Source organism: Sphingomonas caseinilytica (genome assembly GCF_023516455.1).
Taxonomy (GTDB): domain Bacteria; phylum Pseudomonadota; class Alphaproteobacteria; order Sphingomonadales; family Sphingomonadaceae; genus Sphingomicrobium; species Sphingomicrobium caseinilyticum.
On the sequence record NZ_JAMGBA010000002.1, the window covers coordinates 284,947 to 310,427 of the forward strand.

Consider the following 25,481-nt stretch of genomic DNA (forward strand, 5'->3'; position numbering starts at 1 on the left):
CGCGCACGCCATTCGTATCAATTTGATGCGGGGGCCAAATCGATCATGCCGTCAGCTTCAGCGCCGCGATGCAGGCGACGATGCCAAGGATAAGCAGAATTCTGATGGTGGTGGTCGGCTCGTCGAAATAGGCCATTCCGACGATGACGGTACCCACCGCGCCGATCCCTCCCCAAACCGCATAGGCAGTGCCCATTGGAATGGTCCGTGCCGCATATTCCAGCAGCCCCATGCTGAGCGCCACGGATACCAGGAACGCCAGCGTCCATGGGATGTTGCGAAAGCCCTCGACATAGCGGAGCGCCGTGGTGAACCCGACTTCGAAGAAGCCTCCAAGGATGAGGTAGAACCAGGCCATGTTTCAAACTCCGCTCGAGCTGTTGTAGGCTCCCCTCATGGCCAAGGCGGCAGACAAGCTCAATCGGGTAGCGCCGTGGCGCTTCATTCTGTTCTTCGCATTGCTCGCTGCCGGCAGCTGGATCGGCGCGCTGCTGCTGGGCCTGGTGCCGGGGCTGCTGACCGGGTTCAACATTGCCGCGACGGTATTCCTCATCACCTGCATCCCGACGCTCCGGGACGAACCCGGCCAGATGCGGGAGCTTGCAGCGAAGAGCGACGCAAATCGCGTCGTCCTCCTGGTCGTCAGCGCGCTCCTGACCCTGGTCATCTTTGCCGCGATCGTTGCCGAGCTCGGCCTTCGCGACCAGTTGACCCTGATCGACAAGCTGTTGGTCGTCGCCAGCCTGATCCTCGTCTGGACCTTCGGGAACGCGGTCTACGCTTTCCACTATGCCCACCTTTTCTACACCAGCGACGCGCAGGGCCGCGATCAGGCCGGCCTGCTCTTCCCGGGCACCAAGGAGCCGGTGATGAGCGATTTCGCCTATTTCGCCTTCACGCTGGGCGTCGCGGTCCAGACGTCCGACGTGCAGGTCACGTCCCAGCACCTGAGGAAGCTGGTGACCATCCACTGCGTCATCGGTTTCTTCTTCAACCTTGGGGTTTTGGCGCTGACCATCAACGTGCTCGGCGCGGGCTAGGCGAGCGCTTCCATCTCCGGTTCGGGACGCGGCTTGTCGCGCGCGGCGAAAATGCAGCCGGCAACGATCATCGAGGCACCCAGCAGGGTGTAGGGCGAGACGGGCTCGGAGAAGATCAGCCACCCCAGCACCGCCGCCCAAATGAATCCCGAATATTCGGTCACGGCGAGATAGCTCGCCTCGCCCCGCGCATAGGCGACAGCGAACAGCAGGACGCCGGTGAACGACATCGCCGCGACGGCGAAGATCCCCGGCCAATGATCCCCGGGCCATGCCGGCAGACCGATTATCGGGATCGAGGCGACCATGAGGGTCGCGATTGTGACGTTCTGGAAGAAGCCGATCTCCAGCGGTTTCGCCGCAAGACTCTGCCGGCGCATCATGACGATGTTTACGGCGTAGCAGACGGCAGAACCGAGAATGGCGAACGTACCCACCAAGACGCCTTCGCCGAGCTCGTTGCGCACCTGACCGCCGACGATCACCAGCACTCCGGCGAACGCCAGCAGCGAGGCGCCAAGGGTACGGCGCCTGATATGTTCGCCCAAGGTCAATGAAGCGAGAAAAAGCGCGATCAGCGGCGCGATGAAAGTAAGCGCGATCGCTTGTGCCATCGGCACTCTGGCCAGGCCGAAGAAGAACAGCAGTCCCATGACGGTCACGACCGCGCCCCTCAGCACATGCAGCCGAACGACCTTAGGGGATGGCCATGCCCGGCGCTGCGGCAGGTACAGGACCGAAGACAGGCCGACGCCGACCAATGCCCGCCAGACGCTGGTGGCATAAAGGCCAATGGAAAGGACCAGCCCCTTCATCACGGCATCCATCACCGACAGGACGGCAACCGCCGCCAGGGCGACTGCAAAGGCCAGGACGGGTTGCTGTCGCGGCGGGCTCATCCGGCCCGCCTTTAACGGGTCAGACTTAATTGGGAACCATCTTGATTATTTCGCGGACTCGGCCGCGCCAGGCTTCAAGCCCGTATCGTCCAAAATGGTCACCCGCCCAACTTCAAGCTCGTCGATCCTGAGCTTGCGGATATGCGCCTTGCCGATCCACAGCCGCCCGACCGCCAATGCTCCAAGCGCGAAAGCGCCCAGTGCCAGCGCACCAAGTGCCGCCGATCCCATGATCGCGGTACCGGTTGCGGAAGCCCCCGTGGCTGCGGCCCCAGTCGCCGAAGTCCGGGCGACCTGTTTCATTCGGCCGCTTCCTTCGCAGCTTCAGCGGCCTCTAGCTCGGCGGCCTTCTCTTCGACCAGTCGGACGATATGGTCGATCATCTCTTCGTCGCGGACATGGTGGTCCGTGATCCCCGACAGATAGACCATATGCTTGCCCTGGCCGCCGCCGGTGATGCCGATATCCGTCTCCCGCGCTTCGCCGGGTCCGTTCACGACGCAGCCGAGGACCGATAGCGACATCGGCGTCTTGATATGCTGCAGCCGGTCTTCGAGGGTCTGGACGGTGCGGATGACGTCGAAGCCTTGCCGTGCGCAGCTTGGGCAGGAAACGACGCGGACACCACGATTGCGGATTCCGAGGCTCTTCAAAATCTCATAGCCAACCCGGACTTCTTCTTCCGGTTCGGCCGACAAGGACACACGGATCGTATCGCCGATCCCGGCCCAGAGCAGTGAACCGATCCCGATCGCGGACTTGACCGTCCCACCCAGAAGCCCGCCGGCTTCGGTGATGCCAAGGTGAAGTGGGCAATCGACCGCGTCGGCCAGCTGCTGATAGGCGGCAACGGCGAGGAACACGTCCGACGCCTTCACCGCCACCTTATATTCGCGAAAATCATGGTCCTCGAGCAGGCGAATATGATCGAGCGCGCTTTCGACCAGCGCCTCGGGGCAGGGCTCGCCATATTTTTCGAGCAGGTCCTTCTCCAGGCTCCCGGCATTGACCCCGATCCGGATCGCGCAGCCATTGGCCTTGGCGGCATTCACCACTTCGCGCACCCGATCGGCCGATCCGATGTTGCCGGGATTGATGCGAAGGCAGGCAGCGCCCGCGTCCGCCGCCTCAAGGGCTCGTTTATAGTGGAAATGGATGTCGGCGACGATCGGCACATTGGCCGCCCGGACAATTTCCCTCAGCGCCGCGGTCGATTCCACATCCGGGCAGGAAACCCGGATGATGTCCGCTCCGGCCTCTTCGCAGCGGCGGACCTGGTCGATCGTTGCCCTGGCGTCGGAGGTCGGCGTGTTGGTCATGGTCTGGACCGTTACGGGCGCGTCGCCGCCGACGGCGACATTGCCGACCATGATCTGGCGGGACTGGCGGCGCGTGATATCGCGCCACGGACGAATTGAGGACATGGACGCGCATATAGTCGCGGTCGGGATTTCGGCCAACCCAATGCGGGAGTCGCCGTAACCTCTCTGTCATGTTAAACGACAATTTAACGGGACTCGGGAACGGGGTGGGTGATGGCCGATCTTGCCCAACTGCCACGGTCGGTTCGCGGGGCGGTGCTTCGTGCGCGCCGGCCGTCTCCCCAACGATACATGGCGTTCCTCAGCTACAGCCATCAGGATTCGGCAATTGCCGATTGGCTTCACGAAACGCTCGAAGAATTCCGGGTTCCGCCGCAGCTGGTTGGAAGGCTGACCGACCAGGGGCCGGTACCCAAGAAGCTGTCGCCGATCTTCCGCGACCGGCAGGAACTGGCCGCTGCCGCCGATCTCAGCGACGAGATCGAAGATGCGATCGCCTGCTCGCGTTTCATGATCGTGCTGTGCTCGCCCGCAGCGGCGAAATCGCGTTGGATCGAAGAGGAGATCGGTTGCTTCAAGCGGGTTCATCGCGAAGATCGGATCCTGGCCGCGATCGTCGACGGAGAGCCGTTCGCGAGCGAAATTCCCGGCCGTGAACATGAGGAATGTTTCCCGGAAGCGCTTCGTTTCCATTTCGACAGTAGGGGAAGGCCGACCAAGCAGCAGGCCGAACCGATCGCGGCCGATCTGCGCGAGCATGGCGACGGCCGGAAAATGGGCATGCTCAAGCTCGCCGCCGGAATGCTTGGCGTCGGCCTGGACGATCTTGCGCAACGCGAGGCACAGCGCCGCCACCGTCGCCTTTATGCGGTCACGGCGGCCTCCGTCGCAGGCATGCTGTTCACCAGCGGACTGGCCTACACCGCAATCGATGCGCGGGACGAAGCACGCGATCAACGGCGTGAAGCGGAAGGCCTGATCGAATTCATGTTGGGCGACCTCCGCCAGAAGCTTCAACCGGTAGGAAGGCTCGACGTGCTCGACGCGGTGGGAGTGCGAGCGCTCGAATATTATGAGCATCAGGACAAGCAGAGCCTGACCGACGACGCGCTGGCGCAACGATCGAAAGCGCTGACTCTCATGGGCGAGATTTCGGCATCGCGCGGCAATCTGGATGGGGCGTTGCGGCGATATCGGGAAGCGCTGGCAAGTACCGCCGAATCGCTACGCCGGGCCCCGGATAATCCCCAACGCATGTTCGACCATGCGCAGAGCGTCTATTTTGTGGGTGAAACGGCCCGTCTTCGCGGTGACCTTAAAGAGGCCGGTGCCCGATTCCGGGAGTATCGCGAGCTCGCCGATCGAATGATCGCCACCGACCCTGAAAATCCGAAATGGCAGTTGGAAGGCGCATACTCATCAACGAACCTGGGACGGGTCGAGTTTGCGCAGGGCCGATACGCGGAATCCGCCGCCACGTTCCAGCGCCTGGTTAACGCCATAGATCCCTTGCTCGCGGCTCAGCCGGCCAACGCCGACTATCTCAACCTGCTGATTGAAGCCCTTGGCGATTACGCCGGTTCGCTGGAAGCGGCCGGCAGGCTTGGCGATGCCATCCGGCAGCGCGAGCGCCAGCTGAACCTGCTGGCGCCCTATCTGGCGCAAGACCGGCCGGATGCCGAGCTTCGCCAGAAGGCGATGATTGTTCACATGGCGCTGTCGTGGATGAGCTATTTGAAGGGAGAGACCCGGCCGGCGCTCGATCACGCCGCAACCGCCGCCGACATCGGCCGCCGCCTGGTCGAACTGGAACCAACCAATGCGGATTGGTTGGGTCGCAGCGCCTCGACCCAGCTTAATCAGGCTCAACTATTGCTGCTTGCAAACCGGACGGCCGAAGCTGGTGCGGTCGCCACCCAAGGCTGCGACAAATCGACCGCCTTGATCGCGCGCGACCCGACGGTAGTCGCGTGGCGGGACCTCGGAAGATTCTGCCTGCGGATGCGGGCCGGGCTGGCACTCGCCGCGGGCTCGGGAGGCGAAAGTCTGTTCATCGCGCGTCAGCTCCTTGATGCAGCCAGGGCCGACAAGGTCGTGCTGGCCAAGGATCGCTTCGCGCTTAGCCAGGCGCAGAAGCTGGTCGGCGACATTTTGTGGCGGACCGGAGATCGCGCCGGTGCCCGCGCCGCCTGGCAGGCGGGCCTCGCCGCCTGGCCCAAGGGAATCGCTGAAACTCCCCGCCAAATGGCGGAACGCGGCGAGATGCTGCGCGGAATTGGTGAGCGTGCCGAAGGAATGCGGATCGCATCGCAGCTCGGGGCGATGGGGTACCGCCAGTCACTCAGCAATCGTGCGAGAGTGTAAGCGCAAGAACGGGAGGAGTAATCATGGCTAACCTGAGACCATGGACGAGGACTTTGTATGTCGAAATCTCGCCAACGGCCAACCCGTGCAAACCGGATTTCAATCTGAGAGGCAGCAAGACCTTCAAGAATGACCACAAACCTGGATTTGTTCTTTATTTCGATATTGACGATCCGCAAAAAACCGGCTGCGTTTTCGATCAGAACGATCCACTCCGCGTTGATGGCACCAGCAATCCGCCGGTTTGCCCGCCCGCAACGCAAAGTTGGGACCAGTTCGTGGCCGTGGACGTGATCAATGACGGGACGACACTCATGGTCAGGAACAAGAACGTCACCCAAACGAAGTTTTCATTCATGTTCCGATTCCGTCGGCCGGGATGTCCGAACGTCATCACATTTGACCCAATCGGCAACAACGAGAACGGCCAGCAATACTAGGCTCGGCTTATCGGCGGCGCGCAGGAGTTCTCCCGATCCTGCGCACCGACGTCGCACCGAAGACTGATCGACAGTGAGCTATATTGTCGAAAAATTCCGCTAAGGGCGATTCATGCCGAATCGCCTCCTCGCCGCGCTATGCGGCTTCATCGCCTTGTTCAGCTTCGCTGCCCCAGCCCAGGCCTACTGGGAATATGGGCATGAGACGGTTGCCCGCATCGCCTGGCTGCAGATGCGGCCGGACACGCGTGCGAAGGTCGCCTCGCTGCTGCGCCAAGGAAAGTTGCTGGAAACGCCCGACTGCCCGGTGGCGACATTGGAGCAGGCAAGCGTCTGGGCCGATTGCATCAAGCCACTCGGCGAGCGGTTCAGCTATGCCTACAGCTGGCACTATCAGAACGTCGATGTGTGCAAGCCGTTCGACCTCAAGGCAGCGTGCAAGGACGGAAATTGCGTTTCCGCCCAGATCGATCGGGCAGCGAGACTGCTGGCCGACCGCACGGTCCCGGCCCGCGAGCGGCTGATGGCACTGGCATTCCTCACCCATTTCGTCGGTGACTTGCATCAGCCCATGCATGCCGGCGACCATGGCGACCTGGGCGGCAATCGGGTGGCGGCCAATTATGGCGTTGTCAGCGGACGGGCCAATCTCCACGGAATCTGGGACGGCTGGCTCGCCGAGCGGGCGATTTCCACGCCCCCTGCGGGCGCGGCATCGATACTGGCGCAGGTCCCTGAGGCCGATCGCAATCGCATTGCGGAGGGCACCGCCGAGGACTGGAGCCGCGAAATGTGGGAAAAGTCCCGAAGCCAGGCCTATCAGACATTGCTTGGCGATCCCTGCGCCGCGCCGCCGGCCGAGCGCCCGACCATGGACGAGACGGAAGTCAGGGCACTCATACCGCTGGTACGCGACAATGTGCTGAATGGAGGGATTCGGCTGGCCCGGCTGCTGGACGATGCGCTTGGACCGGAAGCCAAGGCGCCTGGCCAGAAGCGTTAATTCGGGTCGCCGCCCCGCCGCCAGCGCATCCCGCCCTTGGTCGTCCTGGCGGCAATGACCAGGTACAGGATGGTTGCCGGCAAGATGATCGACAGCAGGATGACCGGCCGCTTAGGGAAGAAATAGGCGCCCGCGATCACGACGAGGGCATAGATTGCGGTCACGGCCCAGCCCTGCCAGGCGATCGGAAAGGCAGTGCCATAGCCGTAACGCTTGGCCGAGAACCATTCGGGCCCGTTACTCATCATAATGCTCCTTCGGCGGCCGCCCGCGCTTGACCGGCTGCGGTGCGTCCATTTTCACTCCCCGCGCCTTCAGAGCTTCCCGGATCAGGCATTCGACCTGGGCGTTGACCGAGCGCAGGTCGGCAGCGGCGGTGCGCTCGACCGCCGCCCAAAGGGAGGGATCGACCCTTAGCGGGTAGGCCTTGCGATCCGCCGCCACCACCAGACCTTACTGGTAAAGTGTGCCGGTGTTGACGACGGGCTGGGTGTCGCGCTCTCCGCAGAGCACGACCATTAGATTCGACACCATGGCCGCGCGCCGCTCGTCATCGAGGTGGACGACATCCTTTTCGCTCAAGGAAGCGAGCGCCATCTCGACCATCCCGACCGCGCCATCGACCAGCGTCCGCCGCGCCGCGACGATAGCCTGGGCCTGCTGCCGGCGGAGCATCGCTCCGGCGATTTCCGTCGCATAGGCGAGGTGGGTGAAGCCGCACTCGTCGATGGTGATGCCGGCTACCGCGAGCCGTGCGATCAGCTCCTTGCGAAGCTCGGCGCCGACCTCGTCGTGGTTGCCGCGAAGCGTGACTTCGAGATGTTCGAAATCGTCATAGGGGTAGCGCGAACCGATCGTGCGGATCGCCGCCTCGACCTGGACCCGGACGAATTCCTTATAATCGTCGACGTCGAACAGGGCCTGCGCCGTGTCGACCACACGCCAGACGATCTGTGCCGCCATCTCGATCGGATTGCCGCGCAGGTCATTGACCTTGATCTTCTCGCTGATGAAATTGTTGGCGCGGACCGACAGCTTGCGGCGCATCAGCCAAGGCAGGACCCATCGCAGTCCGGTCGTCCGGTCGGTACCCTTATAATCACCGAACAATGTGATCGCGGCGGCCTGGTTGGGTTGCAACATGTAGAAGCCGCAGGAGACGAAGATCAGGACGATCGGCGCCACGATCACGGTCGTGATCTGGAGCAGTCCATTGTTGTCATTTGCAAGCTGCGCGACGCCCCAGACCTGCGCGAGGATCGATAGAAGCAACAGTGCGAGCATCATATAGCCGCTCATCGTCGATGCCAGCCTCTCGCGGTTCATGTTCAACGCAATGACGTTCGATTCGGTCATTACACCCTCCCTTTAATCTGATATCAGATTTATATCATTCACGGACAACGTCAACTGGAAACCGCTGCTCTGTCCGGCTAGGGCGAATCCATGAGCTGGAAATTGGTCATTCACGGCGGGTCGGGGTCAATGCGGCCCGGCGGACTTTCGAAGGAAATGGACGAACTCGGTAGAGCGGGCCTCAGCGCTGCGCTCGACGCTGGCGCGGCGATTCTTGAGGCCGGCGGCAGCGCGCTGGACGCGGTCGAGGCGACGGCGCGGGTGCTGGAGGAGGACGCCTGCTTCAATGCCGGCCGTGGCAGCGTGCTGGCCTATGACGGTCATGTTGAGCTGGACGCGGCAATCATGGACGGGCGCGACCGGCGCTGCGGCGCGGTTGCGGGATTGCGATCGACCAGAGCGCCGATCAGCGCCGCGCGGGCGGTCATGGAGCAAAGCCCCCATGTGCTGATGAGCTATGAAGGCGCCGACGATTTCGCCTGCGAGGCCGGGCTCGAGCAGGTTCCGAACCGCTGGTTCGTGACTCCCGAACGGAGACGGCAGTTAGACGAGCTCCTGGCACGTGGCAGTGAAGCGTTTGACGCTGACATCAAATATGGAACGATCGGGGCCGTCGCGGTCGATGTGCTGGGACATGTGGCATCGGCGACGTCGACTGGTGGCCTCACTGCCAAAAGGTGGGGGCGGATCGGCGATTCCCCGCTGGTCGGCGCGGGCACCTATGCCGACGACCGGGCAGCAGCCGTCAGCGCCACCGGCCTTGGCGAAGTCTTCATTCGGGCGGCTGGGGCGCACGAGCTTTGCGCCCGCGTCCGGCTTGGCGGCGAGGGGCTGCAGGAATCACTGGATGGCGTGCTGGAGGAAATCAAATCGCTTGGCGGCAATGGCGGCATGATCGCCGTTGCTCCGTCGGGCGAAGCTGCATGGGGCTTCACGACACCCGGAATGTACCGAGGTATCGCAGGGCCGGACGGGCGGCAGGTCGCGATCTACGACGAAGAGTCGGAACGATAGGGCAATGCCGCCCTCGCCCATTCCATTTCCAACCGAACCGCTTCCCGTTCCTGCACAAGGAAATCCGCCACCGCACCCCTGAAACCGGGATCGGGCAGGAAATGGGCCGACGCCGTAATCACCGGCTCATAGCCGCGCGAAAGCTTGTGCTCACCTTGCGCCCCGGCCTGGATCGTTTTCAGCCCGTGGGCGATCGCAAAGTCGATTGCCCGATAATAGCTCAATTCGAAATGCAGGAAGGGCCGATCCTCGATCGCGCCCCAATAGCGGCCATAAAGCGTGTCCCCGCCGACAAAATTAAGTGCACCGGCGATCGGGCGCCCGCCCGAAAGCGCGAGAAACATCAGCGCCGAGTTCCCCATCGCCTCACCGGCCTGATCGAAGAAGGCGCGGGTGAGATAGGGGCGGCCCCATTTGCGGGCGCCGGTATGCTGGTAGAAGGTCCACATCGCTTCCCAGTGCGCCGGTTCGATCCCGGCGCCACGCAGTTCGACGATCTCGATTCCCTCAGTCGCCGCGAGACGCTCCTTGCGGATTGCTTTCCGCTTGCGGCTTGCAAGAGCTCCAAGGAAATCATCGAAGTTTCCATAGGCGCGATTGAGCCAATGGAACTGCAGCCCGTCCCGCCGCAGCCACCCTCGCGCAACGGCAGCCTCAAGCTCTCTGTCTTCCAGGAAAGTGACGTGCGCGGATGACAGGCCGTTCTGGACCGTCACCGTTTCAAGCGCGGCGAGCAATGCGTTGGGGTCGTCCCCCAACAAACGCCTGCCGACGCAGGGGGTGAACGGCACCGAGACCTGCAACTTCGGATAATAATCGCCGCCCGCGCGCTGCCACGCATCGGCCCAGCCATGGTCGAACACATATTCGCCCTGGCTGTGCGTCTTGAGGTAGGCGGGCGCCGCGGCGGTGATGTGCTCGGCCCTTTCGACCATTACCGGAAGCGGAGTCCAGCCCGTGCCTTCGCCGACGCTTCCCGACTGCTCCAGCAGCGACAGGAACGCATGGCTGAGGAAGGGATCGCCGGCGGGGGCCAGCCTGTCCCAAATCTCGGACGGCAGGTCGGAAACGCCCCGCGCAATCCGAGCGACGATTTCAAGCTCCCGGTCGGCCATCGCCTTCCCAGATAAGCGCATCGGCGTGAACTTCACCTGTCCGGCCTTGGTCAGGCGAGCGGATTGTCCAGCTGTAGACCCAGCGCCCCCGTCGGGCTTTTTGTACCCATGTCCGGGTCAGGGCACCAAAATCGACCGCCAGGAAATGCGGTGAAGCCGATCGAATGGACCGCCAACGGTCGAAGGCTCCGGCGCGCCCGGAAATTACGAGCCCGCGCCGGACTTGCGGCTCGTGGCGCGCCAGCCAGCGCCCAACCGAAGGCTCGAAACTCATGACGCCTACTGGACCGGGATAGCCATTAAGCTGGGCAACGACGGCTGCAGTCACCTGCGCGGCATTGCCGCCCCGGCACTTTACCTCGACCAGCAGCGGCACCCGTCCTGCCACAAGGTCGAGCATCTCGCTCAGCCGGGGAATATGTTCACCGCTGTCGTACAGCTTTTGAGCGGCAAGGGTTGCGGCTGGCGTCGATTCGACGGCCAGCGCGGAAGCGCACAGCCGCCGCAGGTCATGATCGTGGAACACCATGACCTGGCCGTCGCCGGACAGGCGCACGTCGCATTCGATCCCAGCCCCAATGTCGAGCGCGGCACGGAAGGCCGCGAGGCTATTTTCGGGAACGCCGGGGCCGTGGAGCCCGCGGTGCGCGAACCCCATTGCCCCGGGATCTAGCGGATCAGGCTTTGACCTGAACGATCGCATCCACCTCGACCGCGACTCCAAGCGGCAAGACCGGAACGCCAACAGCCGAGCGGGCGTGACGGCCGATTTCCCCGAACACGTCCTGCATCAGTTCCGAGGCGCCATTGGCGACCTTCGGCTGGTCGGTGAAATCGCCATGGCTGTTGACGAAGACGCCGAGCTTCACGACCCGCTCGACACGGTCAAGCGAACCAAGCGCGGCCTTCATCTGGGCGACCAGCATGATCCCGCAGCGGCGAGCTGCAGCCTGTCCGGCCTCAAGGTCCATATTCTCGCCAAGCCGGCCTTTGATCAGGCTTCCGTCTTCGGCGAAGCTGATCTGGCCCGAGATGTGGAGGAGCCCGTTGGCCTCGACCGCGGGGACATAGGCAGCCACCGGAGCGGCCGGTTCGGGAAGGGTGATGCCGAGTTCGGCAAGGCGCTGTTCGATGCTCATGGTCGCCGTAAGCACTTGAACAATACGTAGGTCAACCCGCGCCGCGTCATTGCGAGCGGAGCGAAGCAATCCAGCAAAGTGGATTGCCGCGTCGCTATCGCTCCTCGCAATCACGGCTATTCGTTGCGGTGCACGGCAAAGCCGGCCCAGCTCTGGTTGGTCGGCATCAGCTCCAGTGTGTTGATGTTGACGTGCGGCGGCAAGGTCGCGACCCACCAGATGGTCCCGGCGAGGTCGTCCGCCGTCATCGGGTCCATATTCGCATAAAGGGCGTCGCTTGCCGCCTTGTCCCCGCCGGTTCGGACGATTGTGAATTCCGTTTCGATCATACCGGGTTCAATCGAAGTCACCCGAACGCCTGTGCCGTGAAGATCGCAGCGAAGCCCGAGCGAGAATTGGCGGACGAAAGCCTTGGTCCCGGCATAAACGCAGCCTCCCCGATAAGGGTATGTCGCCGCCACCGAGCAGAGGTTGATGACGGCGCCCTTGCGCTCGATCAGCCCCGGCAAAAGTATCCGGGTCAGGGCGACGAGGCCGGTGACATTGGTATCGATCGCGACATCGATCGGCCCTTGCTCGGCCTCCTGCAGGGTGCTCATTGGCGGCGCGAGCCCGGCATTGTTGAGCAGCAGGTCGATCTTTCGATAGCGTTCCGGCAGAGCCTCCAGCGCCGGCTGGAAATCGTCCGGGCAGCGCATGTCGAGCATGACGGGATGAAAAAAGTCGCCGAGCTCGGTCGCCAAAGCGTCGAGCCGGTCGCGGCGCCGTCCTGTTCCGACGACTTGCCATCCCTGACTGACGAACTGGCGCGCGGTGGCGGCTCCGATCCCGGCGGTCACACCAGTAATGAAGATGGTCTTGTTCATTCGCCTTTGAGCCTTTCCAAAATCCATGTCGCGGCCGTCGGCCAATCGTCTATCCTGATATGGGCATGTTCCGCCGGCGGAACGGCGGGGGCGAGCCTCGGCTCGGCCACCATATGGAGCCGATGCACCTCAGGCGCATGCTTGGCGACCGATGCATGATGGACCGGAAGGTCGTCGACAAAGACGGTCGAACCCGCGCCATAGCGATCGATGATCGCGCGCGCCGGGACGCCCTTGCCGCCGCTGTTGCAAACCACTTCGTGCCGGATCCCGTGCTTGGCCAGCTGGTCTACCCGCCACGGATGCGCCTCGTCGCCCAGGTTGGTGAGAATGACGATATCGGCAATCTCGCCAATTTGCCCAAGCGCCTCAACGGCGCCTGGAACGATGGTCTGGCGATGCATCTCCTGGCGGAAGAACTGGTCGAGCAGCGGCCAAACCTGTTCGCGCGGGACGAGGTTGCCGGTTGGATTGTGGGTCATTGCCTCGCCGAAATTGCCGGATTCGAAGGCAAAGCGGATGTCATGTGCCTCGCCCAGCCATGCGTCGAAATGCGAAACCATGTGCAGCAGCACCTCGTCGCAATCGGTGATGAGCAGCGGACGTTTGGTGGTTCCGGCCATCAGCGTTCGAGCTCCGCGCGGGCGGCAACCAGCCGCTCTGGCTTTACCCCGATTGCTGCCGCAACCTGCAACAAATCAGGTTCATGGGCCTCGAGAAACGCCAGTGTTGAGGCGAGAAGCCGCCTCTCTCCGGCACGATTGCGGAGTTCGTCCGCAGTCAAACCGGTGAGGTCAAGGAACCGCAAGGCCCGACGTTCGTCGGTGAGGGTTACGGCCAATGCGGCGAGGGCGAGCGCTTCGCAATCGCCGGGCGCTTCATTTGTCGAGTGGCTTAACATCGCCTATTCGCGTCAGGATCCAGGTTCGGGGGTAAGAAGGTTTGGCTAGAATATTGGTTGTCGAGGACAACGCCCTCAACATCAAGCTGTTCTGCGACCTGCTGAACGCGCACGGCCACGAGACCGAGCCGGTGACCGACAGCCGGGAGGCGCTGGACGCTGCGCGCAGCTTCAAGCCGGACCTCGTCATCACCGACATCCAGCTCCCTTACGTGACCGGCATTGAACTGATGGAGCTCCTCCGCGCTGACGAGGAGCTGAAGGATGTGCCGATCATGGCTGTCACCGCCTATGCCGCGGCCGGCGACGACGAGCGGATCCGCGCTGCCGGGGCGCAAGCCTATGTCTCCAAACCCATTTCGGTGATGCGTTTTGCCGAAACTGTGGACCAGTTGCTGGAGGGCGGAAGACTGGATGAAGGATCCAACCATTCCAGCCAGTGATCCGGCTTTGGCAGGATGATCTGCCGATGATGAAGCGTTGCAACTTCCGGTGAAGGTTCCCCGGTCAGCAGGCTGAACGCCTCGCCAACTTCGGGATGAGTCTGGGTTACGGCCGCAATGCCGATGAATTCCCCTTCGACCGGCGAGAAGAGCCATTTGTTCTTCCGCTTTGCCTTTGGGTCGTCGGGAGTTGTGAATTCGTAGAATCCGTCGGCGATCGCCAGGCAGCGCTTGGTGAATTTCCGCCCTTCGGACTTCAGGTTGAACACCGGCTTGCCATGCGTGCCCGGCCAGCTCCATCGGCGGATGATCAATTCGAGGCCGTTTTGACCCATGCGGACGATCGGCGCGGGATCGGTAATTCGGATGTCGGTCGGCTGAAGGTTGGGAATGCCTTCCGGGAAGTGCAGCTGGTGGCCCAGGCCTTCGAATATCTGCCGGATCGCGTCGGCGCCTTTGTGCAGTCGGTAAAGATTGCACATCGCCTCGCGCCTTTCCCTTAGTCGAACAGGCTCGAGACGCTGCTTTCGTCGGCAATTCGGTGGATCGCTTCGCCGAACAGCGGTGCAATGGTGAGACGCCGGATCTTGCCGTCTTCGCTGAGGCCCTCACGGAAGATTGAGTCGGTGACGACGAGCTCGGTCAATACGCTAGCCGCGACGCGAGCCTCGGCCGCACCGGACAGGACCCCGTGGCTGCAATAGGCCATGACCTCGGTCGCGCCCTGCTCCTTCAGCGCCGCCGCGGCGTTACAGAGCGTTCCGGCGCTATCGACGATGTCGTCGACGAGGACGCAGCAGTGACCCTCCACATCGCCGATGATATGCATCACCTCGGATTCGCCGGCGCGCTCGCGGCGCTTGTCGACGATGGCCAGCGGCGCGTTGTCCAGCCGCTTGGCGAGGCTTCGTGCACGGACCACGCCGCCGACGTCAGGTGAAACCACCATCAGCTTCTTGTTCTGGTACCGGGCCTGGATATCGGCCGCCATGACCGGTGCCGCCCAGAGATTGTCGGTCGGGATGTCGAAAAAGCCCTGAATCTGCCCAGCGTGCAGGTCCATCGTCAGGACGCGATCGGCGCCCGCAACCGTGATGATGTTGGCAACCAGCTTTGCAGAGATCGGTGTACGAGGCCCGGGCTTTCGGTCCTGACGCGCATAGCCGAAATAGGGGATGACCGCCGTGATCCGCTTTGCCGAAGCGCGCTTCAGCGCGTCGATGCAGATCAGCAACTCCATCAGATTGTCGTTGGTCGGGAAGCTGGTCGACTGGACCACGAACACGTCTTCGCCGCGGACATTTTCGTGGATTTCGACGAATACTTCCTCGTCCGCGAAGCGCCGGACGCTTGCCTGGGTCAACGGCAGCTCAAGATAATCCGCGATCGCGCGGGCGAGCGGCAGGTTCGAATTACCGGCAAGCAATTTCATTGTGACGATCCCGTGTCAGCTGGCCCTTATCGCGCCCCTTAGAAAGCATGTGCCGCAAGGGCAAGGTTGCGCTGGCGGCTGGCGGCATTAAATCCAGCAGCGTGACGACAAGCCTTCGCATCGCACTTGTGCAGCTGAGCCAGCGGATCGGCGATCTGGCCGGCAATGCCGAACGAATGCTGGAATGGCGCGCCAAGGCAGCCGCCCAAGGAGCCGAACTGGTTTTGGTGCCGGAATTGCAGCTGACCGGTTACCCGCCCGAGGACCTTGTCCTGAAACCTGAATTCGTGCGGCAGACGATGGAGACGGCGGAGCGGCTGGTCGATGCGACGGTCGACGGCGGACCCGCGCTCTTGTTCGGATCCATCCATTCCGAAGGCGGCGCCAATTATAATTGCGTGATCCTGGCGGAAGGCGGGAGGATCGTCGGACGGCGGTTGAAGCATGAACTGCCCAACTACGGCACCTTCGACGAAAAGCGCGTGTTCACGTCGGGTCCGCTTCCAGAGCCAATCCTGTTCAGGGGCGTGAAGCTGGGGGTTCCGATCTGCGAGGATATTTGGGCTGAGCGGGTCTGTTCGCATCTGGCCAAGCAAGGAGCCGAAATCCTGCTGTCACCCAATGGCAGCCCCTATGAGGTGGACAAGGATAGCCTCCGCCAGCGGCAGGTTCGCGAGCGGGTGATCGAAACTGGCCTGCCGCTCGTCTATCTCAATCGAGTGGGCGGCCAGGACGAGCTGGTGTTCGACGGATCGAGCTTCGTCACCAACGATGACGGGTCGATCGCGGTCCAGTTGCCGGACTTCGAGGAAGCGATGGAGCTGACCGATTGGGTGAGGACGCCTAACGGCTGGCGCTGCGAGTCTGGCCAGCGCGCCGCCCTCTCGCCCTATCCGGAGGACATGTACCGGGCGATGATGCTGGCTCTGCGCGACTATGTGGGAGCCAACGGTTTTCCGGGCGTGATCCTCGGCCTGTCGGGCGGAATCGACAGCGCATTGTCGGCGGCGGTGGCGGTGGATGCGCTTGGCGCCGACAAGGTTTGGTGCGTGATGCTGCCTTCCAAATATACCAGCGATGAGAGTCTCGAGGACGCAGAGGCGTGTGCGAGGCTGCTCGGAGTACGTCATGACGTCATTCCCATTGTTGCCGGTGTCGGTGCGCTGGACGAGATGCTGGCCAAGGCATTTGACGGATCCCAGGCGGGTCTCGCCGAGGAGAATATCCAGTCGCGCCTGCGCATGGTGACCCTGATGGCGCTCAGCAACCGCTTCGGCCACATGCTTCTGACGACCGGGAACAAGAGCGAAATGTCGGTGGGCTATGCGACGCTTTATGGCGACATGGCGGGCGGTTATTCGGTGTTGAAGGACGCCTATAAGACGACCTGCTTTGCGCTATCGAGATGGCGCAATTCCGTGCAGCCGGAGGGAGCGTTCGGGCCGGCCGGGCCGGTGATGCCGCAGAGAGTGATCGACAAGCCGCCGACCGCGGAGCTCCGTCCCAACCAGAAGGACGAGGACAGCCTTCCGTCCTATGAGCTGCTCGACCGAATCCTCGAAGCGCTGGTCGAAAAGGAAATGTCGGTGAAGGAAGCGGCGGCAGCTACAAATGCCGACATCGCCATCGTCGCGGATATCGAGCGGAAGCTGCTTCGGGCAGAATATAAGCGCCGGCAGGCGCCCCCTGGCGTAAAGCTCGGCACACGAAACTTCGGGCGCGATCGGCGTTACCCGATCACCAACGCCTTCCACACCAGCTGATAGGATCGACCCTATGACCCGCATATTGGCCGCGGCCGCCCTGCTCCTCGTCGCCGCTTGCGGCCAGCATGAGGGCCATGATGTTGCCGCCAACGAAGCTGCCGAGGCGCCTGCCGCACCGGCGGCGGCCGACAGCGTTCCTTCGCTCGACGGCGATTGGAGCGTCGCTTCTATCGATGGAAAGCCCGTCGGATCGGGATCGATGACGGCCAGCTTTTCGGGCGGCAAGGCCAACATCGCTTCGGGCTGCGTTCGCCGCGGTTTGACCTATACGCAAAAGCGCAATGTCGTTTCGTTCGCCGTCGATCCCGGCGGAAGCGCCAATTGCGAGGGTCGGGGGACCAGCGCGGAGCATGAGGCCGCCTATGCCGCCTTGCAGGGTGCGACGATCGCCATCTTCGGGAAGGAAGGCAAAGAGGCCAATCTGTCCGGCACCGGGGGCAACCTGGCGCTTGAGCGCCGCTAGCCATTTCCGACAGGCGAGTGCTAGGGGCGCGCCATGACCGTTGTTACCCGCTTCGCACCTTCGCCGACCGGCCGCCTTCATGTCGGAAATATCCGGACCGCGCTCCATAACTTCCTGTTCTCCAGGAAGCATGGTGGGCGGTTCCTGCTGAGGATCGACGATACCGACCTTGAGCGGAGTCGCGAAGAATATGTCGAGGCGATCGTCGACGACCTCAGCTGGCTGGGGCTCAAGACTGACGCCATGGTTCGCCAGTCGGAGCGATTTGCCCTCTACGAGCGCGAGTTTGAGCGGCTCAAAACTGCCGGCCGGGTCTATGCCTGTTACGAAACGCCGGAAGAGCTGGAGCTGAGGCGCAAGGTGCTGCTCGGTCGCGGCCTTCCGCCGGTCTATGAGCGGAAGGCGGAAGGTTCACCCGTACCCGAGGACGTCGCACCGCACTGGCGGTTCAAGCTGGACCACGATCATCCAATCGAATGGGACGACCTTATTCGCGGCCACCAGAAGTTCGACCCCAAGCTGATCAGCGATCCGGTGATCCGCCGCGCCGACGGAAGCTGGCTTTACCTGCTGCCCAGCGTCATCGACGACATCGACCTTGAGATCACCAACATCGTCCGCGGCGAAGACCATGTGTCGAACAGCGCAGTCCAGTTGCAGATGTTCGCGGCGCTGGGAGCCGAGCCGCCCAAGCTGGCCCATGAAGCGCTGCTGGTCGCGGCGGAGGGCAAGCTGTCGAAGCGGCTCGGATCCTATGGCGCGGAGCATCTGCGCGAGGAAGGCGTCGAGCCGATGGCGCTGCTTTCGCTGCTGGCGCGTATCGGTACTTCGGAGCCGGTCGAAGCCGTGCCCAGTCTCGACGGCCTGGCCGCGACATTCGACTTTGCGCATTTCGGCCGGGCGCCGGCCCATTTCGATCCTCATGACGTCGAATTGCTCAACGCCAAGCTGCTCCACCATCTGGACCATAAGGACGTCTCCGATCGCCTGCCCGATGGCGTTGGCGAGGAAGAATGGCTCGTACTCCGCGGCAACCTCGGCCATCTCGCCGAAGCGGCCGAGTGGATCCCTGTCCTGAGCGGAGAGATAGACGCGGCGGAAGTCGTGCAAGACGACAAGCCGCTGCTGGACGAAGCTGCAAGGCTTGCCACGTCCCTCGACTGGTCGGACGACCCCTGGCATGCGCTGACCGACCAGCTGAAGGCATCGAGCGGCCGGAAAGGCCGTGCCCTGTTCCGGCCGCTGAGGCTGGCGATCACTGGCCGCGAGTCCGGTCCGGAAATGGCGCCGCTGGTCAGGCTGATCGGCAAGGAGCGGACAGTGCAGCGGCTTCAAAAATCAGCATTGGCGTGAAATCCAGCCGTTAAATTGCCTCTTGCCGAAGCAATGTAATGATGTAACATCGCAATTATCAACGGCAGGAGATTTGCGATGCTCGCTTACGCCGCCAACAGCCGCCGGGTTGCCGGCCGCTCCAACTCCCCAAGCGCCCTGGTGCTCATCGTGGCCGGACATGCCGCAGCGATTGCAGCAGTGATGGCAGCCAAGATGGATATCGTGACGATTCCGCGTATCGATCCGACGGAGCTGATCGAGATTCCGGTCGCTCCGCCGCCGCCGCCTTCCCCGAGTCCTCCCTACAAATCCAGGCCGGCCGAACAGGTCACTCAGCCAACGTTCATCGACCGAACGGATAGTATCGTCGACATGAACGCGCCGCTTTCATCCAGCCTCGCGCAAGGAACGGCCATCGAGGATATCGGTGCGGTCATCGGCTCCGACTTCTCCTTCGTCGACCCGCCCAAGCCGGCGCCGGTTCGCGTAGCCGCCCGCTTCAACACGCCGGCAAGCGCACTGAAGCCGCCATACCCCAACGACAAGTTGCGCCTGGAGGAAGAGGCGACACTAAGGCTCAAGTTGACGATCGATGCCCGAGGGCGCGTGACATCGGTCGAGCCGGTGGGCGCGGCCGATCCCAGCTTCCTGGAGGCGGCACGACGTCACATCATCCGGGCCTGGCGCTACAAGCCCGCGACCGAGGACGGCGTCGCGGTCGGATCTTCGACAGTGATCAATCTTTCCTTCCGGTTGGAGGAGGTGTGAGCATCGCGGTGGCACGGGGCTGGCACTACGCCTCGTGCACTGATGGGGGCTGGCCCCGAGGGCCAGGGGGCCCTACATACGCGGCCATGGCGATCCTACCCCCGATGGTCGGCCCACGTGCCGCCTTGCGTGACCTGGCCGCGTTCATGCGGCAGCGCAGCCGCGACCAGGTGATCGGAGCAATGCTGGCGGTTCTGGTGACGATTATCATCGTCATCGTTTTCATCGTCGATTCGTCGATCAACACAGCCCCGCCGCCGCAGATCGTCTATGTCGAGAATTATGGGCCGGACCGTACCGACGCCGACATTATTCGTGACCAGAAGAAAGCATCCGAGGACCGGAAGAAGGCCGAGGAAGCGCGCCGCAAGGAGTTTGAGAAACTCCAAAAAGAACTGGGCATCGAGTAGCGCGCATTGAGCGACCGGCGCTTCATGCTCGAAGCGGCGCGGCTCGGCGAAGCCGCCCGTGGCCGCACCGCCCCAAACCCCAATGTCGGCTGCCTGATCGTCAAAGACGGCGAGGTCGTCGGCCGAGGAGCGACCGCTCCCGGTGGCCGGCCGCACGCCGAAGCGGTGGCGCTGGCCGATGCAGGTACCAAGGCAAAGGGCGCTACCCTCTATACGACCCTGGAGCCCTGCGCCCACGCCAGCGAGCGCGGGCCGACCTGCTCAACCCTGATCCCCGAGGCCGGAATCGCCCGGGTGGTGATCGGCATCAAGGATCCCGACCCGCGAACGGCCGGGCAAGGCATCAAGCTGCTGAAAGCCGCCGGGATCGAAGTGAAGACGGGCGTCGGCCGGGAGTTCTCCAAGGACAGCATGTCCGGCTATCTGAGCCGGGTCGAGCGGGGCCGGCCGCGCATCACGTTGAAGCTTGCACTGTCGATCGACGGCAAGATCGCGCTTCCTTCTGGCGAATCCAAATGGATCACGGGCGAGGATGCGCGCGCGCATGTCCATCTGGAACGGGCGTCGAGCGACATGATCCTGGTTGGGCGCGGGACATATATGGCCGATCAGCCCAAGCTGGACGTGCGCCTGCCGGGGTTGGAACAATGGTCGCCGAGACGCGCGCTGTTGACCCGCGGCGAAGCGGTCAAGGGATGGGAAATCCTTTCTTCTCCGAAGGATGTCTATCGACTTCATGACGTCAACGACCTTCTGGTCGAGGGCGGTTCGGCCACTGCGACCGCATTCCTGGCGGCCGACCTGGTCGACCGGATCCTGATCTACCGGGCGCCGATCTTGGTCGGCGAGGGCAAGTCGAGCGTCGGCTACATCGGGCTGGACGCAATTGCTGACGCCCATGGCCGGTGGAAAGCCGGGGACGGCTCGCGGCTTGGCATCGACCGGCTCGAAGTCTACGAGCGCGTTCGCAATTAGGAGAGCGGACCGCCCATGTTCACCGGCATCATCACCGACATCGGCACTGTCCGCAAAGCCGAGCAGAAGGGCGACCTGCGCCTCACCATCGGTTGCGAATATGACCTGGATACCGTCGACCTGGGCGCATCGATCGCCTGTTCCGGCGCCTGCCTGACCGTGGTCGACAAGGGCCAGGACTGGTTCGCGGTCGACATCAGCCAGGAGACTGTGTCCAAGACCGCGCCGGGACTTTGGACCGAAGGTGCGCGCCTCAATCTGGAGCGGGCGCTGAGGGTCGGCGACGAATTGGGCGGCCATATCGTTACCGGGCATGTTGACGCGGTCGCCACCGTGACTCGCGCCGAAGAGGTTGGCGGTAGCATCGACATCAGCATCGAGGCGCCGCGCGCGCTTGGCGGCGGCATCGCGCCCAAGGGATCGATCGCGCTCGACGGCGTTTCGCTGACCGTCAACGAAGTTGAAGATGCGGGCGATGCCACCAGCTTCACGATCAACCTGATCCCGCACACCGCCGAGCACACTACGTTCGGCGGGATCGCGGCGGGGCGGAAGCTGAACCTCGAGATCGACGTGCTGGCGCGTTACCTCAAGCGGATGACCGACGCGCGCGGCTAACGCCATCAGGCCGCGAGCCGATCCAGCTGCTCGCTGATTTCCATCCAAAGCGCCTCGGCTTCTTGCAGTTCCGCGGCTGCCTTCGCGCGGCGGCGGCCAAGTTCGGCCATGGACAATGAGGCGAGCGCCGGCTCGGCGGCGGCCGGATCCGCCATCGCCTGATCGATGGAAGTGCACAGCGCCGCGAGGCGGATACTGGCCGCCTCGGCATCCGTCGCGGCCTTCTTGAGCGCTCGCGAGTCATCGCGGGCCCTATATTCGGCCTTGCGTTCAGCCTTTGAGGCTTTCGGCTTCTTCTCGCCCTTGGGCTGGTTCCTGCCGAGGACGAAGTCGATGTAATCGTCGATGCTGCCGGCATAGTCGACCGCCATGCCATGTTCGACCAGCACCAGCCGATCGGCGGTCAGCTCGACCATATGGCGATCGTGGCTGATGAGGATGACGGCGCCGTCATAGCCATTGAGCGCCTGGACCAATGCTTCGCGGGCATCGACGTCGAGGTGGTTGGTCGGCTCGTCGAGGATCAACAGGTGGGGCGCATCGCGGGTGATGAGCGCCAGGGCGAGACGGGCGCGCTCGCCGCCGGACAGCTTTCCGACCAGCGTAGTCGCCTTTTCGCCCGAGAAGCCAAACCGGCCAAGCTGCGCGCGGACCGCGCCGGGCGTCTTGCCTTCCATCGCGCGGGTCATGTGCTGGAGCGGGGTTTCGTCGCCGTGGAGTTCCTCCACCTGATATTGAGTGAAGTAGCCGACCCGCATCTTGCCGGAAGAGGTGACCGTGCCCGCCATCGGGCTTAGCTGCGCCGCGAGCAATCGGGCCAGCGTGGTCTTGCCGTTGCCGTTGCGGCCGAGCAGCGCGACGCGGTCGTCGGGATCGATGCGCAGGTTAAGCTGCTGCAAGACCGGCGAGTCTTCCGCATAACCTACCGACGCCATGTCGAGGGTGATCAGCGGCGGCCTCAGTTCCGTCGGACTTGGGAAATCGAAGCTCAGGCTCGGATCTTCCGCAAGCGCAGCGATGGGCTGCATCTTCGCTAGCATCTTTGCGCGCGACTGGGCCTGCTTGGCGGTCGATGCGCGGGCGCTGTTCCGGGCGATATAATCCTGCAGCCGGGCACGCTGGGCTTCCTGGGCAGCGCTGGCGGCGGCGATCTGCGCAGCGCGTTCGGCGCGTTGCCGTTCAAAGCCGTCATAATTGCCGGAATAAAGGCTGATCTTGCCGCGTTCGAGATGAAGGATGGTATCGACGACGTTATTCAGCAGGTCGCGTTCGTGGCTGATGACAACGAGCGTCCCCGAATAACCTTTGAGGAAATTCTCCAGCCACAATGTCGCTTCGAGATCGAGGTGGTTCGAAGGTTCATCGAGCAGAAGCACGTCCGGCGCCGAAAACAGGAGCGCGGCGAGCGCAACGCGCATCTTCCAGCCGCCGGAATAGCTGTCGAGCGGAAGGCCCTGCATCTCCTCATCGAAGCCGAGGCCGAGGAGAATGCGGCCCGCCCGCGCGGGAGCGCTGTAGGCGTCGATCGCCAGCAGCCGGTCGTGGATATCGCCGAGGCGATGGGGGTCGGTGCAATGCTCCGCCTCATCGAGCAGCGATGCGCGCTCGATATCGGCGGCCAGTACCGCTTCGAAAGGGGTTTGTGTGCCGCTTGGTGCTTCCTGCGCGATATAGCCGAGCCTGGTGCGGCGCGGCATTTCAATCTCGCCCTCGTCGGCTTCGAGTTGCCCGACGATGACCTTCATCAGGGTCGACTTTCCCGCGCCATTACGGCCGATCAGCCCGACCTTGCTTCCAGGCGTGATCGCCGCGGTCGCGCGGTCGAGGATCGCGCGCCCGCCAAGGCGCACCGTGATTCCATTGATGGTCAGCATGGAGGGGCCCCTAGCCGCCAATCGTGGCAAACCCAAGACGCAGAATTTCGCCAATCTGCGCTTTTCGTATCGACCGTGCTAGAAGCCGCATCATGTCCAAGGCAGTCAAATCATGAGCGTCGCCTTCCGCCGGGAAAGCGATGAAGAACATCTCGAGCCGAAGTTTGAGCTGCCGATCCCCCCTGGGCCGAATTTGGTAACGCCGCGCGGTTTCGAGTTGATCAGGGCGCGCAACGAGGAGCTGGAAGCCAAGCTTGAGAGCCAGATGTCCGAAGAGGAACGCAAGTCCGTGCTGCGCGATGCCAAATACTGGCGCCAGCGGCTGGCAAGCGCGGAGCTTGCGCCACCTGCGGATGGCAGCGAAGTCGCGCTGGGGACACGTGTCACTTTCGTGCGCAATGGCCAAACACAGACGCTGGACGTGGTCGGGCATGACGAAAGCGAACCGTCCGCCAACCGCGTCGCTTTCACTGCCCCGCTGGTTCGTGCGCTGATGGGTGCGGAAATCGGCGACGAAGTCGAGTTTGCGTCGGATGACGAACCCATTTTGATCTTGGCCGTTACGGCATCAAGCGTATAATGTGATACAGAGTCTGAACTGGGTCGTTTTTCCCTAGATTATCACATTATGGTGTGATAGCGGCCCCGCCATGTCCACGACTCTGATTGAGCGGCTGACCGCGCTGGTAGACAGCGGCGAAGCTAGCCGCAGCGGGCTGGCGCGTGCCGCCGGACTTCACCCCAATTCCCTGCGCAAGCTGGGCGCCACCGACTGGAACCCGACGGCCGATACGCTGGTGCGGCTGGAGAAGCTGATCGACGGCGGAGTCCAGGACGTTCTGGTCGGGGCCGAAGCGATCATCAACGAAGCGCGCAACGGACGCATGTTCATCCTGGTCGACGACGACGACCGGGAGAATGAGGGCGACCTGGTCATCCCCGCGCAGATGGCGACACCCGATGCGATCAATTTCATGGCCCGGCACGGCCGCGGCCTCATCTGCCTGGCGCTGGGCAAGGAACGGGTCGACCAGCTGGGCCTGGAGCCGATGGCGCGGGTCAACGGGACGAGCATGGAGACGGCCTTCACCGTCTCGATCGAGGCCCGCGAAGGAGTGACGACGGGGATCAGCGCCGCCGACCGGGCGCGGACCATCGCGGTCGCGATCGACGCGGGCAAGGGGCCGGACGCGATCGTTTCGCCGGGTCATGTCTTCCCGCTGGTCGCCCGTCCGGGCGGCGTGCTGGTGAGGGCCGGCCATACTGAGGCGGCGGTCGACGTATCGCGGCTTGCCGGCCTCAATCCCAGCGGTGTGATCTGCGAGATCATGCGCGAGGACGGGACGATGGCCCGGCTCGACGATTTGATGGAGTTCGCCAAGATCCACGGCCTCAAGATCGGGACGATCCGCGACCTCATCGCCTATCGGCTGAAAAAGGATCATATGGTGGAGCGGGTTGCCGAGACCCGCTTCACCTCCCGGTCCGGGGCGAGCTGGAACGCCGAGGTTTTCCGCGACAAGGCGAGCGGTGAGGAGCAGCTCGCGCTGGTTCATGGGGCGATCGACCCGGGCCAGCCAACGCTGGTCAGGATGCATTCGATCGACCTGTTCGCCGATGTGCTGGGCGAGAAGTCCCAGCGCGCCGGGCTGCTCGACGGCGCCATGGCGATGATCGAGGCGGAAGGATCGGGGGTAATCGTTGCGCTGCATGCGGCGGCGCCGGGATCGCTGTCGCTGTCGGCCAACCTCCGATCCGGCAAGCCAGCCGAGAGCAGCCAGGCGCTGAGGAGTTATGGGATCGGAGCACAGATCCTGGCCGCGCTCGGAATCCACGACATGATCCTCTTGTCCAATACGCGGCATTCGCCGGTCGGCCTGTCCGCCTATGGGCTGGCGATCGTCGAAGAGCGCTGCATCCAGACTCCGGAGAAATAGC

Annotated in this window: 31 protein-coding genes; 15 read left to right on the forward strand and 16 right to left on the reverse strand. The window is 63.3% G+C overall.

Translation table 11 applies throughout. The features are described from left to right. Positions 1 to 43 precede the first annotated feature (43 nt). Positions 44 to 358 (reverse strand): DMT family transporter, encoded by a 315-nt coding sequence (locus LZ496_RS07955; RefSeq protein ID WP_249904104.1) that lies wholly within the window; start codon positions 356 to 358, stop codon positions 44 to 46. 37 nt (positions 359 to 395) lie between these two features. Here LZ496_RS07955 and LZ496_RS07960 point away from each other — a divergent pair, with 37 nt between their 5' ends. Further along, entirely contained in the window at positions 396 to 1,040 is a 645-nt protein-coding gene (locus LZ496_RS07960; protein ID WP_249904105.1) for a DUF1345 domain-containing protein, read from the forward strand. Here LZ496_RS07960 and LZ496_RS07965 read toward each other — a convergent pair. The 3 genes from LZ496_RS07965 to ispG are packed head-to-tail and all read right to left on the reverse strand — an operon-like array spanning position 1,037 to position 3,363. Further along, entirely contained in the window at positions 1,037 to 1,939 is a 903-nt protein-coding gene (locus LZ496_RS07965; protein ID WP_249904106.1) for a DMT family transporter, read from the reverse strand. The two genes, LZ496_RS07960 and LZ496_RS07965, sit on opposite strands and share 4 nt — an antisense overlap. Positions 1,940 to 1,984: 45 nt before the next feature. After that, positions 1,985 to 2,242, reverse strand: coding sequence for a hypothetical protein (locus tag LZ496_RS07970; protein WP_249904107.1), 258 nt, complete (start codon positions 2,240 to 2,242; stop codon positions 1,985 to 1,987). Then, positions 2,239 to 3,363: a flavodoxin-dependent (E)-4-hydroxy-3-methylbut-2-enyl-diphosphate synthase gene (gene ispG, locus LZ496_RS07975; RefSeq protein WP_249904108.1), complete on the reverse strand. Its 1,125-nt coding sequence runs from the start codon at positions 3,361 to 3,363 to the stop codon at positions 2,239 to 2,241. Before ispG ends, LZ496_RS07970 begins: the two co-directional genes overlap by 4 nt. A gap of 111 nt (positions 3,364 to 3,474) precedes the next feature. On the opposite strand from ispG, the gene LZ496_RS07980 reads away from it, so the two are divergent. The 3 genes from LZ496_RS07980 to LZ496_RS07990 all read left to right on the forward strand — a co-directional run bounded on the left by LZ496_RS07980 (position 3,475) and on the right by LZ496_RS07990 (position 7,068). Further along, complete coding sequence (locus LZ496_RS07980; protein WP_249904109.1) at positions 3,475 to 5,625, forward strand: TIR domain-containing protein; 2,151 nt, start codon at positions 3,475 to 3,477, stop codon at positions 5,623 to 5,625. A gap of 23 nt (positions 5,626 to 5,648) precedes the next feature. Further along, complete coding sequence (locus LZ496_RS07985) at positions 5,649 to 6,065, forward strand: hypothetical protein (protein WP_249904110.1); 417 nt, start codon at positions 5,649 to 5,651, stop codon at positions 6,063 to 6,065. Between the two features lie 112 nt (positions 6,066 to 6,177). Further along, the gene (locus LZ496_RS07990) at positions 6,178 to 7,068 is read left to right on the forward strand and encodes a S1/P1 nuclease (RefSeq protein WP_249904111.1); all 891 of its coding nucleotides are present in this window, start codon (positions 6,178 to 6,180) and stop codon (positions 7,066 to 7,068) included. Here LZ496_RS07990 and LZ496_RS07995 read toward each other — a convergent pair. Genes LZ496_RS07995 through LZ496_RS08005 form a run of 3 tightly spaced genes read right to left on the reverse strand, consistent with a single transcriptional unit; the run spans position 7,065 to position 8,424 of the window. Then, positions 7,065 to 7,313, reverse strand: coding sequence for a hypothetical protein (locus LZ496_RS07995; protein WP_249904112.1), 249 nt, complete (start codon positions 7,311 to 7,313; stop codon positions 7,065 to 7,067). The two genes, LZ496_RS07990 and LZ496_RS07995, sit on opposite strands and share 4 nt — an antisense overlap. Beyond that, positions 7,306 to 7,515: a type II toxin-antitoxin system antitoxin gene (locus LZ496_RS08000; protein ID WP_249904113.1), complete on the reverse strand. Its 210-nt coding sequence runs from the start codon at positions 7,513 to 7,515 to the stop codon at positions 7,306 to 7,308. The genes LZ496_RS07995 and LZ496_RS08000 overlap by 8 nt, the downstream gene beginning before the upstream one ends. A 6-nt stretch (positions 7,516 to 7,521) precedes the next feature. After that, positions 7,522 to 8,424: an SPFH domain-containing protein gene (locus LZ496_RS08005; RefSeq protein ID WP_249904114.1), complete on the reverse strand. Its 903-nt coding sequence runs from the start codon at positions 8,422 to 8,424 to the stop codon at positions 7,522 to 7,524. Positions 8,425 to 8,514: 90 nt separating this feature from the next. Between LZ496_RS08005 and LZ496_RS08010 the strand changes: the two genes are divergently transcribed. Further along, positions 8,515 to 9,438 (forward strand): isoaspartyl peptidase/L-asparaginase family protein, encoded by a 924-nt coding sequence (locus LZ496_RS08010; protein ID WP_249904115.1) that lies wholly within the window; start codon positions 8,515 to 8,517, stop codon positions 9,436 to 9,438. Here LZ496_RS08010 and LZ496_RS08015 read toward each other — a convergent pair. From LZ496_RS08015 to LZ496_RS08040, 6 genes are all read right to left on the reverse strand, one after another. Beyond that, the gene (locus LZ496_RS08015) at positions 9,414 to 10,553 is read right to left on the reverse strand and encodes a GNAT family N-acetyltransferase (RefSeq protein WP_249904921.1); all 1,140 of its coding nucleotides are present in this window, start codon (positions 10,551 to 10,553) and stop codon (positions 9,414 to 9,416) included. The two genes, LZ496_RS08010 and LZ496_RS08015, sit on opposite strands and share 25 nt — an antisense overlap. Continuing rightward, on the reverse strand, positions 10,534 to 11,211 hold the full coding sequence (locus LZ496_RS08020; protein WP_249904116.1) for a glycerophosphodiester phosphodiesterase family protein: 678 nt from the start codon (positions 11,209 to 11,211) through the stop codon (positions 10,534 to 10,536). Before LZ496_RS08020 ends, LZ496_RS08015 begins: the two co-directional genes overlap by 20 nt. Before the next feature lie 19 nt (positions 11,212 to 11,230). Beyond that, positions 11,231 to 11,692, reverse strand: a complete 462-nt coding sequence (locus LZ496_RS08025) for a RidA family protein (RefSeq protein ID WP_249904117.1) — start codon at positions 11,690 to 11,692, stop codon at positions 11,231 to 11,233. Positions 11,693 to 11,808: 116 nt separating this feature from the next. Then, on the reverse strand, positions 11,809 to 12,558 hold the full coding sequence (locus LZ496_RS08030; RefSeq protein ID WP_249904118.1) for an SDR family NAD(P)-dependent oxidoreductase: 750 nt from the start codon (positions 12,556 to 12,558) through the stop codon (positions 11,809 to 11,811). Beyond that, positions 12,555 to 13,181 (reverse strand): HAD family hydrolase, encoded by a 627-nt coding sequence (locus LZ496_RS08035; RefSeq protein ID WP_249904119.1) that lies wholly within the window; start codon positions 13,179 to 13,181, stop codon positions 12,555 to 12,557. Before LZ496_RS08035 ends, LZ496_RS08030 begins: the two co-directional genes overlap by 4 nt. Further along, positions 13,181 to 13,459 carry a DUF3572 family protein gene (locus tag LZ496_RS08040; RefSeq protein ID WP_249904120.1) on the reverse strand — a complete coding sequence of 93 codons (279 nt, stop codon included), beginning with the start codon at positions 13,457 to 13,459 and terminating at the stop codon, positions 13,181 to 13,183. The genes LZ496_RS08035 and LZ496_RS08040 overlap by 1 nt, the downstream gene beginning before the upstream one ends. 50 nt (positions 13,460 to 13,509) lie before the next feature. On the opposite strand from LZ496_RS08040, the gene LZ496_RS08045 reads away from it, so the two are divergent. Next, positions 13,510 to 13,902 carry a response regulator gene (locus tag LZ496_RS08045; protein WP_249904922.1) on the forward strand — a complete coding sequence of 131 codons (393 nt, stop codon included), beginning with the start codon at positions 13,510 to 13,512 and terminating at the stop codon, positions 13,900 to 13,902. Here LZ496_RS08045 and LZ496_RS08050 read toward each other — a convergent pair. Together LZ496_RS08050 and LZ496_RS08055 are read right to left on the reverse strand one after the other, a co-directional pair. Continuing rightward, complete coding sequence (locus LZ496_RS08050) at positions 13,800 to 14,384, reverse strand: SOS response-associated peptidase family protein (protein ID WP_249904121.1); 585 nt, start codon at positions 14,382 to 14,384, stop codon at positions 13,800 to 13,802. The two genes, LZ496_RS08045 and LZ496_RS08050, sit on opposite strands and share 103 nt — an antisense overlap. Positions 14,385 to 14,401: 17 nt before the next feature. Beyond that, positions 14,402 to 15,334, reverse strand: coding sequence for a ribose-phosphate pyrophosphokinase (locus LZ496_RS08055; RefSeq protein WP_249904122.1), 933 nt, complete (start codon positions 15,332 to 15,334; stop codon positions 14,402 to 14,404). A 101-nt stretch (positions 15,335 to 15,435) separates the two neighbouring features. On the opposite strand from LZ496_RS08055, the gene LZ496_RS08060 reads away from it, so the two are divergent. The 7 genes from LZ496_RS08060 (at position 15,436) to LZ496_RS08090 (ending at position 21,669) form a co-directional block, all read left to right on the forward strand. Further along, entirely contained in the window at positions 15,436 to 17,097 is a 1,662-nt protein-coding gene (locus tag LZ496_RS08060) for an NAD+ synthase (RefSeq protein WP_249904123.1), read from the forward strand. A gap of 13 nt (positions 17,098 to 17,110) precedes the next feature. Next, positions 17,111 to 17,563, forward strand: a complete 453-nt coding sequence (locus LZ496_RS08065) for an META domain-containing protein (protein WP_249904124.1) — start codon at positions 17,111 to 17,113, stop codon at positions 17,561 to 17,563. 33 nt (positions 17,564 to 17,596) lie between these two features. Then, positions 17,597 to 18,916, forward strand: a complete 1,320-nt coding sequence (gltX, locus tag LZ496_RS08070) for a glutamate--tRNA ligase (protein WP_249904125.1) — start codon at positions 17,597 to 17,599, stop codon at positions 18,914 to 18,916. A 78-nt stretch (positions 18,917 to 18,994) separates the two neighbouring features. Continuing rightward, complete coding sequence (locus LZ496_RS08075) at positions 18,995 to 19,666, forward strand: energy transducer TonB (protein WP_249904126.1); 672 nt, start codon at positions 18,995 to 18,997, stop codon at positions 19,664 to 19,666. 86 nt (positions 19,667 to 19,752) lie between these two features. Beyond that, complete coding sequence (locus tag LZ496_RS08080) at positions 19,753 to 20,076, forward strand: hypothetical protein (RefSeq protein ID WP_249904127.1); 324 nt, start codon at positions 19,753 to 19,755, stop codon at positions 20,074 to 20,076. A 24-nt stretch (positions 20,077 to 20,100) separates the two neighbouring features. Further along, positions 20,101 to 21,051, forward strand: a complete 951-nt coding sequence (gene ribD / locus LZ496_RS08085; RefSeq protein WP_249904923.1) for a bifunctional diaminohydroxyphosphoribosylaminopyrimidine deaminase/5-amino-6-(5-phosphoribosylamino)uracil reductase RibD — start codon at positions 20,101 to 20,103, stop codon at positions 21,049 to 21,051. Between the two features lie 15 nt (positions 21,052 to 21,066). After that, a complete protein-coding gene (locus tag LZ496_RS08090) occupies positions 21,067 to 21,669 on the forward strand; it encodes a riboflavin synthase (protein WP_249904128.1) in 603 nt (200 codons plus the stop codon). Positions 21,670 to 21,674: 5 nt separating this feature from the next. Here LZ496_RS08090 and LZ496_RS08095 read toward each other — a convergent pair whose 3' ends face one another. After that, positions 21,675 to 23,543, reverse strand: coding sequence for an ABC-F family ATP-binding cassette domain-containing protein (locus LZ496_RS08095; protein WP_249904129.1), 1,869 nt, complete (start codon positions 23,541 to 23,543; stop codon positions 21,675 to 21,677). Between the two features lie 112 nt (positions 23,544 to 23,655). On the opposite strand from LZ496_RS08095, the gene LZ496_RS08100 reads away from it, so the two are divergent. Together LZ496_RS08100 and ribB are read left to right on the forward strand one after the other, a co-directional pair. Further along, a complete protein-coding gene (locus tag LZ496_RS08100; protein ID WP_249904130.1) occupies positions 23,656 to 24,123 on the forward strand; it encodes a GreA/GreB family elongation factor in 468 nt (155 codons plus the stop codon). A 70-nt stretch (positions 24,124 to 24,193) separates the two neighbouring features. After that, positions 24,194 to 25,480: a 3,4-dihydroxy-2-butanone-4-phosphate synthase gene (gene ribB / locus LZ496_RS08105; protein ID WP_249904131.1), complete on the forward strand. Its 1,287-nt coding sequence runs from the start codon at positions 24,194 to 24,196 to the stop codon at positions 25,478 to 25,480. Position 25,481: the final 1 nt, after the last annotated feature.